The organism is Ochrobactrum sp. SFR4 (assembly GCF_019730395.1).
Lineage (GTDB): Bacteria > Pseudomonadota > Alphaproteobacteria > Rhizobiales > Rhizobiaceae > Pseudochrobactrum.
Window position 1 is genome coordinate 1 of record NZ_JAAPBB010000043.1, and the last position, 2,284, is coordinate 2,284.

Below are 2,284 nucleotides of genomic sequence, written 5' to 3' on the forward strand. Positions count from 1 at the left end.
AATATCGCCCGCTCAATTCGAACAGATAACCGCCGAAACGAGATAAAGAGGCGGAAATAAAACGGGACAAGTCCATTTCTTATCTGGCCGTAGTCATCGACCTCTTCTCCCGGCGCATTGTCGGTTGGTCGATGCAATCGCGCCAAACAACGGACCTGGTTCTGCAGGCTTTGCTGATGGCAGTGTGGCGGCGAAAGCCGACAGAGCGAGTGATGATACACTCAGACCAAGGCTCCCAGTTTACCAGTATGGACTGGGCCTCATTCCTGAAACAGCACAATCTTGAACACAGCATGAGCCGCCGGGGCAACTGTCACGACAATGCTGTCGCGGAGAGCTTTTTCAATCTGTTGAAACGAGAACGCATTCGCCGCAAAACATACAGAACACGAGGCGAAGCAAGGCAGGACGTGTTCGACTACATCGAGATGTTTATAATCCGCAGCGCAAACACGTTAGAAACGGTATGTTGTCACCGGCACACTTTGAACGGAACCACAAACTGAAGATGCAGGGTGTCTAACAAACTCGGGGCTATTCATTGAGCAAAGTTAAAAGCTATGCTCGTCTAGAGGATCAGGAGATTACCCTGTTCAAAGCAGTAGGTTCTGGCCTCGCTGATTTGGTCGCGGCGAAACTGGCTTATAAAAACCGTTAACTAACTGATTGTGTTATAAACATTCAGCGATCAGCAAAAAATACGTTCGGACACAAAGTTCCTGTGATCCAACTAGAAAAATTTAAATATCGATTAGATTAACTGCCGCAATATGCCATTGACCGTGCAGCTTTGATTAGGTGATCATCAACGCAGAAAACATTGCTATCAGAGCGTTTCCATATTTATGACAAGACCTAGTCAAACAAATATTCGCGTAGGCAATAATTTAGACATGTTTGCGCCAAATTTACGGTGTTTCAATTTTCACATTATTCTAATGTAGCATCCTTTAAAAAAGAATGCTTTTGGTTCCAGCAAATACTGCTAACGCAGAATAGGATCCTTAATCAGATGCACGAGCAATTACATACTGCTGAAGTTACTAACAAAAATGACGATAATCTCTCTAATTCATTTTTGATATGCGAAACACCTATTCTTCCGTCTGTGAATAGAACTCTTGTTCATTCAAGCGATAGCATGGGATGGTCGGAAATTGCGGGTGTGATAGTTGACGCAAAAGAACCTGACGAGAATGTATTGCTGCCAAATGCAGCAATACACATTTCACTTTCTCTAAGGTCATTGGCATGTGAGCTTGAAAGCGATTATTTCTCTGGGCGAATTGCAGTTAAGGCTGGATATGCGTCAATAATAGCGCCTCAATCCAGACTTGAAGTAAGAACTTTTGCTCCATCTTACAGTTGCCATGCTTGTATTCGTCCCAGTGTCTTCACTGAAGTAACAGAAGATATTTACGGCAAGAAATTTGATTACGCCGACATTATGGCTAACCATGAACTTTCAGACGAGGGCTTATCTTATCTTATGCAAGCTCTAATGGATTTACTTCTTGACCAACACAACGACCGCTTTCGAAGCGAATATATAAGTCGGGCGATTGCCGCCCAAGTGCTCACTAAATTTGCGCAAGCGAATGGGATGCGTAAGTGCATCGATGTTCGTACAGTTCTAACCCGTAAACAGAAGAGCCAGATTGACGATTTTCTTACAGAGAATTTACATGGCCAATTTCTAATGAGTGACCTGGCTGGCAGCATTGGGGTGAGCAGAACAACTTTTTTTAAACGCTTTTCTCATACAATGAGACAAACACCCAATCAGTATCTTCAAAGATTACGCATTGACCGTGCGCAGCATCTTTTGAGAAAGCCGAACCTGTCACTTGCGGAAGTGGCTGTGGCCTCTGGTTTTTGTGATCAATCGCACATGACGCGTTTTTTTATACGGTATACTGGAATGACCCCAGCTAAATATCGTTTGAAACTCGAGTAACGACAGCAATTTCCTGTATATAAGCTCAGCACTCTACGAATTAAACACACATGAACACTAAAGCTTGCCCCAATGCTTTTGGGTGGCTATTAGCGAGGTGTCGTCGTGCGGAGCTAGTTTATCTGCATGGCACCATATTGCAATACAGGAACTCAAAAAACATACGAGAGACGTCCGTCTAAGAACTTGATCTAATTGTCACAAACTATCCCAAAACTACCTTGTTTGATTTGAGAAGTTATTTAGCAACCTGTCCGTCGTCGAATGATTTGAGACTAATTGTGCTTTTGAAGATTGGATTTTCCGGCTCGGTTTATGGGTTGATTT

General features: G+C 43.4%; 1 protein-coding gene and 1 pseudogene. Both read left to right on the forward strand.

Annotated features, from left to right (window positions below; all coding sequences use genetic code 11):
• Nucleotides 1-77: 77 nt before the first annotated feature.
• Nucleotides 78-523: pseudogene (locus tag HBA93_RS17665) on the forward strand (IS3 family transposase); the annotation flags it as partial.
• A 489-nt stretch (nucleotides 524-1,012) separates the two neighbouring features.
• Nucleotides 1,013-1,957, forward strand: a complete 945-nt coding sequence (locus tag HBA93_RS17670) for a helix-turn-helix transcriptional regulator (RefSeq protein ID WP_286202032.1) — start codon at nucleotides 1,013-1,015, stop codon at nucleotides 1,955-1,957.
• Nucleotides 1,958-2,284: the final 327 nt, after the last annotated feature.